Genomic DNA, 6770 nt, shown 5'->3' on the forward strand with positions numbered 1-6770 from the left:
CACGACGGGAAGTCCCAGGGCATCTCCAGCGCCGCCGACATGCGGATCTTCGGTGTGCTGAGGGCGCTCCCCCGCGTCCGCGGCGTGATCCAAACGACAGGCCCTAGCCGCGACCGCGACCCGCAGTCCCCCCGCGCAGCACAGCGGAGCGTTACGGCTTGCCGCGCTGCCCCCGCAGGTGCTCCGCGATGGGCCGCAGCGACTTGTTGAGGTCCTCCAGGGCCTCGGGGGACAGCAGGTCCATGAAGTGCCTGCGCACGGATGCCACATGATGCGGGGCGACCTTCGTCATCGTCTCCCTGCCGTGCTCGGTGAGGACGGCGAACAGGCCCCGGCGGTCGGACTCGCAGTTCTCGCGACGGACCAGGTCCGCGTTCTCCATGCGGGTGATCTGGTGCGAGAGGCGGCTCTTGGACTGGAGGGTGGCGGCCGCGAGGTCGCTCATCCGCATCCGGTCGCCCTCAGACTCGGAGAGGTTCACCAAAATCTCGTAGTCGTTCATCGTCAGCCCGAACGGCTGGAGATCCCTCTCGAGCTGGTACGTCAACAGCCTGTTGACCTCCAGGTGGGTGCGCCAGGCGCACTGCTCCGCATCGGTCAGCCAGCGCGTGGCCGTCTCGGTCTCCATGAATGAAGTCTACCTAAAATGTTGAAAGGCGAACTAGTGAGGGTGGCGTGACGGCGCGCACACGTTCGACGTCACACTCCGCAGACTACCGCTCACAGCCCGAAGCGACGTTGGAGGTCTCCGAGCTGTCCGGGAAGACGCGGTGCGCCGGCCTGCTGGCCGTGTTGGCCATGCTGGCCCGGTGTCCCGCCGCCGCCGGGCACTCCCGGCTCGTGCGGAACCGCCCCCGTGGCCTGCTCGGCCATGAGGACCTCGGTGGACTGGAGCAGCACGGTGCCCGCCCCTACGAACTCGAACTGATGCTCCTCTCCGGAGGCCCCGCCGAGGCCTGTCAGCGCACGTAGACCGCCCATGACACCGGTCATGTACCCGTGGTCGTAGTGATGACACGGGGACGGGCAGTCGGCCCAGCCGACGAGCGCCTGCGGATCCACCCGGATGGGAGGTTCCATGAACACCACCGGACCATTGGAGGCCGCCACGAACTTGCCGGTTCCGATCAGCGTCAAAAAGCCCGGCACGATCGATTGCTTGAGCGCGAGAGTTGGCTGAAAAGCGAGGAGGTTGCCGGAGCGAATGGTCAGATTGCCGTTCTCGAGGTCGTACGAATTGACGTCGAAGGCCCGGTCGGCGAGGAGCATCTTGCCCGAGCCCTCGGCCACCACCCAGTCGCTCGCGTGCAGAGGCGAATGGAACGACGTACGGACGAGGCGGTCGAGGCGACCGTGCCCGATGCCGTTGAATTCCATCGTCCCGTAGTAGGCGATCATCTTGCCCTTCTGCAGGAACCACTGGCTCCCCTTGAGCTCCACGCAGAAGGTGTAGTTGTTGACGTTGTCGTCGACCGGCAGGGTCATGGGGTCGTGGACCGCCGGGCCGCCAGGAGTCCCGTACGCGCTCACAGCTTCTCCTCCGAGGCCTGGACGAACACCGCACCACTGCCGCTCAGCTCCAGCTGGAACGCCTCGCCCGAGCCGCGGCCCACCATGTCGCGCCAGCCGAGCGCCGTGGACAGCTTGTTGCGTACGTCGCCGTGGTGCGCCACGTACGCCTGGGGGTCGACGTGGACAGGGCGCTGGGGAGTGATCGGGACCTCGATGACCCCGCCGTGCGCCATCACGGCGACCGAGCCGTGCCCCTTGAGGGTGGTCGTGAAGAGCCCCTGGCCCGTCACCTGACCCCGGACCATGCCCATGACACCGCCCTGCGAGCCCATGAACATCGTGCCCTGCTCGAGGGTGCCGTCGAAGGCGAGCAGTCGGTCCGCCTCGACGTACAGGGTGTCGCCCGAGAGGCTGATCACCTGGATGTGGTGGCCGCCGTGCCCGAACAGGACGGTGCCGCTGCCCTCCACGGTCATCAGCGTGGTGGACTCATTGGCGACCCGGCGCCCGAGCATCGACATGACCCCGCCCTGGCCACCCTGCATATTGGGCGTGAAGGAGACCTCGCCCTGGTAGGCGAGCATCGCGCCGCGCTGGCTGAACAGGCGCTGGCCCGGCATGACGGTCGCCTCGATCATCTTGGCGTTCACTTCGCGGAACGGCATCTCACACATCACCCGCGATCGTGTTGCGCTCGCTGGGCTGTACGTAGACCAGGCCGTCGCCCTCGAAACGGATCTGGAACGCCTCGCCGCCGCCCTCGCCCATGAACGTGCGGAACGTCACACCGGCCTGGAAGGACTGCCGGACATTGCCCTGGTGCGCGATGTACGCCCCCGGGTCGACCGTCAGGGGGTACTGGGAGCTGACGCGCAGCACCACCGCCGGACCGTCGGAGGTGATCGCCGCCTGGCCGTGCCCCTCGACGGTCGTGGTGAACAGCCCGTTGCCCTGCGAGGCGCCGCGCAGCCCGGTGAAGGACGTGCCCGTGCGCAGTCCCGCGTCCGTCGCGAGCAGATTGCTCGACTCGACGTACAGCTTGTCGCCCTGGAGGTTCACGAGGTTTATCTCGGCGGCCCGGTCCGCGAACCAGCAGGTCCCGTGTCCCTTCACCTCCATCACCGTCATCTGCTCGCCGGTGATCCGCCGGGTCACCATCCCGCGGATCCCCTCGCCGCCACCGCTCATCTTCTTGAAGGCCATCTGACCGTCGTACGCGACCATGGAGCCGTTCTTCGCCTTCACGGCGTCCCCGGTCATGTCGACGGCCAGCACCTTGCTGCCTTGGAGTCGGAACATCGCCACCTTGTGAAGGTAACCAACAGGTGGCGCCGTCAACCAGGGCCTACGGGATGATCCGGACCCTGACGACACCCCGAGGACACCCTGAGCCCCCTGTCGGGGGCGGCCGGGCCTCAGATGCCACAATGGCCGGACGTTTGTGCTTGCGTTCACAAAGCGTCGACGGCTCTCCCCGCCGAACCCACCAAGCCCACCAAACCCACCGAAGGTGAACCGTGGACATAAAGACCGCCACCGCCCTCCGCCGCCTCCGCCTGGTCTCGGCCCCCGAGGCCGTCTCCTTCCTGCTGCTGCTCGTCTGCTCGGTACTGAAGCGGACCACGGACTTCAACGCGGTGCCTGTGATGGGGTACGTCCACGCCGCCCTCTTCATCCTGTACGTGATCTTCTGGGCGGACGCCTGGAACCGCACCAAGTGGAGCGCGGGCACCGGGATCCTCTACTTCGTCCTCTCCGTGCTGCCCACCGGCGGTTTCTTCGCCGAGCGCAAGCTCAAGCGTGAGGCCGAGGACGCGGTCATCGCCTCCCGTGCCCGCCGTGAGGGAGTCGTGGAGGCGTCATGATCGTCGCCTTCTCCGTGACGCCGCTGGGTGTCGGCGAGGACGTGGGGGAGTACGTCGCCGACGCCGTCCGGGTCGTCCGCGAGTCGGGCCTGCCGAACCGCACCGATGCCATGTTCACCTCCATCGAAGGTGAGTGGGACGAGGTGATGGACGTGGTCAAGCGCGCCGTCGCCGCCGTCGAGGCGCGGGCGCCGCGCGTCTCCGTCGTCCTGAAGGCGGACATCCGCCCCGGTGTGACGGACGGCCTGACCTCCAAGGTGGAAACGGTGGAGCGACACCTGTCCGCGTAGCCCGCCGGCGGCTCCCGGCAACGGAAAACCCCGGTCCGGTGGGCCGGGGTTTTCGCGCGTGTGCGGACGCCCGCTTCTCCGGGGCGAGGGTGCGCGACCGAAACCCGAGACGGTGCTGACCGTGATATGACCGGCGGGTAAGGTCTTATGCCGTGTCGAAGCCCCTCAGCCTTGCCTTTGATCCCATCGCCCGCGCCGACGAACTGTGGAAGCAGCGCTGGGGCTCCGTGCCGTCCATGGCCGCGATCACCTCGATCATGCGCGCGCACCAGATCCTGCTGGCCGAGGTGGACGCGGTCGTCAAGCCGTACGGGCTGACCTTCGCACGCTACGAGGCGCTGGTGCTGCTCACCTTCTCCAAGGCGGGCGAGCTGACCATGTCCAAGATCGGCGAGCGGCTCATGGTGCACCCGACGTCCGTCACGAACACCGTGGACCGCCTGGTGAAGTCGGGGCTCGTCGACAAACGGCCCAATCCCAACGACGGGCGCGGCACGCTCGCGTCCATCACCCCGAAGGGCCGCGAGGTCTGCGACGCGGCGACCCGTGACCTGATGGCGATGGACTTCGGGCTCGGGGTGTACGACGCCGAGGAGTGCGGGGAGATCTTCGCGATGCTTCGGCCGTTGCGCGTCGCGGCGCACGACTTCGACGGGGGGAGAGGAGCAGGGGCGCCCGAAGATCGCGCATAAGGGGTCGTTACGCTCGTCCTCATGAAGAAGAGCGTGCTGACCAGGTACCGCGTGATGGCCTACGTCACCGGTGTGCTGCTGGTCCTGCTGACCCTCGGTGTGATCGCCAAGTACCTGCTCGACATGGACGGTGCCGTGGACTTCACGCGCGTCGTCGCCATCGCGCACGGCTGGCTGTACGTCCTCTACCTGGTCTTCGCCTTCGACCTCGGCGCCAAGGCGAAGTGGCCGGTCGGCAAGCAGCTGTGGGTGCTGCTCGCCGGGACGATCCCCACGGCCGCGTTCTTCGTGGAGCGCAAGGTCTCCCAGGAGCTCGAGGCGAAGATCACGGACGACTCGCCCGCGGTCGCCAAGGCCTAAGGCCGACCTCGGGCGCCGCCTGAACGTCGCTCGAGGGTGATCGGTTTCCGCCGCCGTGACAAGGCTCGCGGCGGTTTGCCGTCGACATTTACTAGGACGTCCTAGTAAATTCATGGGTATGGACGCTGACGCCATCGAAGAGGGCCGCCGTCGCTGGCAGGCCCGGTACGACGCCTCGCGCAAGCGCGATGCCGACTTCACCACGCTCTCCGGCGATTCCGTGGACCCGATGTACGGGCCGCGGCCCGGCGACAGGTACGACGGCTTCGAGCGGATCGGATGGCCCGGCGAGTACCCCTTCACCCGCGGGCTCTACTCGACCGGCTACCGAGGGCGTACCTGGACGATCCGCCAGTTCGCCGGCTTCGGGAACGCCGAGCAGACCAACGAGCGCTACAAGATGATCCTCGCCAACGGCGGCGGTGGACTGTCCGTGGCCTTCGACATGCCCACGCTCATGGGACGCGACTCCGACGATCCGCGCTCGCTCGGCGAGGTCGGGCACTGCGGGGTCGCGATCGACTCGGCGGCCGACATGGAGGTCCTGTTCAAGGACATCCCGCTGGGTGACGTCACGACGTCGATGACGATCAGCGGACCCGCCGTGCCGGTCTTCTGCATGTACCTGGTCGCGGCGGAGCGGCAGGGCGTGGACCCGTCCGTCCTCAACGGCACGCTCCAGACCGACATCTTCAAGGAGTACATCGCGCAGAAGGAGTGGCTCTTCCAGCCCGAGCCGCACCTGCGCCTCATCGGCGACCTGATGGAGCACTGCGCCTCGAAGATCCCCGCCTACAAGCCGCTGTCCGTCTCCGGCTACCACATCCGGGAGGCGGGCTCCACGGCCGCGCAGGAGCTGGCGTACACGCTGGCGGACGGGTTCGGGTACGTGGAGCTGGGGTTGAGCCGCGGCCTCGATGTGGACGTCTTCGCACCCGGCCTCTCCTTCTTCTTCGACGCGCACGTCGATTTCTTCGAGGAGATCGCCAAGTTCCGGGCGGCGCGGCGGATCTGGGCACGGTGGATGCGGGATGTGTACGGTGCCCGGTCCGAGAAGGCGCAGTGGCTCCGCTTCCACACGCAGACCGCCGGGGTCTCGCTGACCGCCCAGCAGCCGTACAACAACGTCGTCCGTACGGCGGTGGAGGCGCTCGCGGCGGTCCTGGGCGGCACGAACTCCCTCCACACCAACGCGCTGGACGAGACGCTGGCCCTCCCCTCCGAGCAGGCCGCCGAGATCGCCCTCCGTACGCAGCAGGTGCTGATGGAGGAGACCGGCGTCGCCAATGTGGCCGACCCGCTGGGTGGTTCCTGGTACGTGGAGCAGCTCACCGACCGGATCGAGGCCGACGCGGAGAAGATCTTCGAGCAGATCAGGGAGCGGGGGCTGCGGGCGCATCCCGACGGGCTCCACCCGATCGGGCCGATCACCTCCGGCATTCTCCGGGGGATCGAGGACGGCTGGTTCACCGGGGAGATCGCCGAGTCCGCGTTCCAGTACCAGCGGGCGCTGGAGAAGGGCGACAAGCGGGTGGTGGGGGTGAACGTCCATCACGGGTCCGTGACCGGGGATCTGGAGATTCTGCGGGTCAGCCATGAGGTGGAGCGGGAGCAGGTGCGGGTGTTGGGGGCGCGGAAGGTCGGGCGGGATGAGGCGCGGGTGCGGGCGTCTCTCGGTGCGATGCTTGCCGCCGCGCGGGAGGGGGCCAACATGATTGCGCCCATGCTGGACGCGGTGCGGGCGGAGGCCACGTTGGGTGAGATTTGCGATGCGCTTCGGGACGAGTGGGGGGTGTACACGGAGCCGGCGGGCTTCTGAGGGGTTTCTTCGCCCCCGCCGCCCTTACCTGTCCCATCCTTCTGGGGCTCCGCCCCAGACCCCGCCAGGGGTGCTGCGCCCCCTGGACCCCCGCCGGGGGTGCTGCGCCCCCGCCAGGCATCTCTGCCCGTCCGGCGCTAGGGCCTGTCCGGCGGATCAAGTCGCAGGAAATCGGCGGCGCCCTATAAACGCTGGTGAGCGGGGTCTGGTGCGTCCAACTGCAAGGCGGAGG

Annotated in this window: 9 protein-coding genes; 5 read left to right on the forward strand and 4 right to left on the reverse strand. The window is 68.0% G+C overall.

Translation table 11 applies throughout. The annotated features are described in order from the left end of the window. Window positions 1-151: 151 nt before the first annotated feature. The 4 genes from AB0D57_RS46675 to AB0D57_RS46690 form a co-directional block, all read right to left on the reverse strand. The gene (locus tag AB0D57_RS46675) at window positions 152-628 is read right to left on the reverse strand and encodes a MarR family transcriptional regulator (protein ID WP_362088608.1); all 477 of its coding nucleotides are present in this window, start codon (window positions 626-628) and stop codon (window positions 152-154) included. 92 nt (window positions 629-720) lie between these two features. Beyond that, the gene (locus tag AB0D57_RS46680; protein ID WP_362088609.1) at window positions 721-1530 is read right to left on the reverse strand and encodes an AIM24 family protein; all 810 of its coding nucleotides are present in this window, start codon (window positions 1528-1530) and stop codon (window positions 721-723) included. Beyond that, on the reverse strand, window positions 1527-2177 hold the full coding sequence (locus AB0D57_RS46685) for an AIM24 family protein (RefSeq protein WP_362088614.1): 651 nt from the start codon (window positions 2175-2177) through the stop codon (window positions 1527-1529). The genes AB0D57_RS46680 and AB0D57_RS46685 overlap by 4 nt, the downstream gene beginning before the upstream one ends. Before the next feature lies 1 nt (window position 2178). Continuing rightward, complete coding sequence (locus AB0D57_RS46690; protein WP_362088615.1) at window positions 2179-2811, reverse strand: AIM24 family protein; 633 nt, start codon at window positions 2809-2811, stop codon at window positions 2179-2181. Window positions 2812-3029: 218 nt separating this feature from the next. On the opposite strand from AB0D57_RS46690, the gene AB0D57_RS46695 reads away from it, so the two are divergent. From AB0D57_RS46695 to AB0D57_RS46715, 5 genes are all read left to right on the forward strand, one after another. After that, on the forward strand, window positions 3030-3377 hold the full coding sequence (locus tag AB0D57_RS46695; protein ID WP_362088610.1) for a DUF3817 domain-containing protein: 348 nt from the start codon (window positions 3030-3032) through the stop codon (window positions 3375-3377). Beyond that, a complete protein-coding gene (locus AB0D57_RS46700) occupies window positions 3374-3667 on the forward strand; it encodes an MTH1187 family thiamine-binding protein (RefSeq protein WP_014176340.1) in 294 nt (97 codons plus the stop codon). Before AB0D57_RS46695 ends, AB0D57_RS46700 begins: the two co-directional genes overlap by 4 nt. A 152-nt stretch (window positions 3668-3819) precedes the next feature. Then, window positions 3820-4359 carry a MarR family transcriptional regulator gene (locus tag AB0D57_RS46705; RefSeq protein WP_362088611.1) on the forward strand — a complete coding sequence of 180 codons (540 nt, stop codon included), beginning with the start codon at window positions 3820-3822 and terminating at the stop codon, window positions 4357-4359. Between the two features lie 21 nt (window positions 4360-4380). Continuing rightward, on the forward strand, window positions 4381-4719 hold the full coding sequence (locus AB0D57_RS46710) for a DUF3817 domain-containing protein (RefSeq protein WP_362088612.1): 339 nt from the start codon (window positions 4381-4383) through the stop codon (window positions 4717-4719). Between the two features lie 118 nt (window positions 4720-4837). Continuing rightward, window positions 4838-6538 carry a methylmalonyl-CoA mutase family protein gene (locus AB0D57_RS46715; protein ID WP_362088613.1) on the forward strand — a complete coding sequence of 567 codons (1701 nt, stop codon included), beginning with the start codon at window positions 4838-4840 and terminating at the stop codon, window positions 6536-6538. Window positions 6539-6770 lie beyond the last annotated feature (232 nt).

The organism is Streptomyces sp. NPDC048275 (assembly GCF_040652275.1).
In the GTDB taxonomy this organism is placed as follows: Bacteria; Actinomycetota; Actinomycetes; order Streptomycetales; family Streptomycetaceae; genus Streptomyces.

Coding starts and splice junctions, on each gene's coding strand:
- AB0D57_RS46710 (WP_362088612.1), top strand. CDS start 4,381: ATGAAGAAGAGCGTGCTGACCAGGTACCGCGTGATGGCCTACGTCACC.
- AB0D57_RS46685 (WP_362088614.1), bottom strand. CDS start 2,177: ATGCCGTTCCGCGAAGTGAACGCCAAGATGATCGAGGCGACCGTCATG.
- AB0D57_RS46690 (WP_362088615.1), bottom strand. CDS start 2,811: ATGTTCCGACTCCAAGGCAGCAAGGTGCTGGCCGTCGACATGACCGGG.
- AB0D57_RS46700 (WP_014176340.1), top strand. CDS start 3,374: ATGATCGTCGCCTTCTCCGTGACGCCGCTGGGTGTCGGCGAGGACGTG.
- AB0D57_RS46715 (WP_362088613.1), top strand. CDS start 4,838: ATGGACGCTGACGCCATCGAAGAGGGCCGCCGTCGCTGGCAGGCCCGG.
- AB0D57_RS46675 (WP_362088608.1), bottom strand. CDS start 628: ATGGAGACCGAGACGGCCACGCGCTGGCTGACCGATGCGGAGCAGTGC.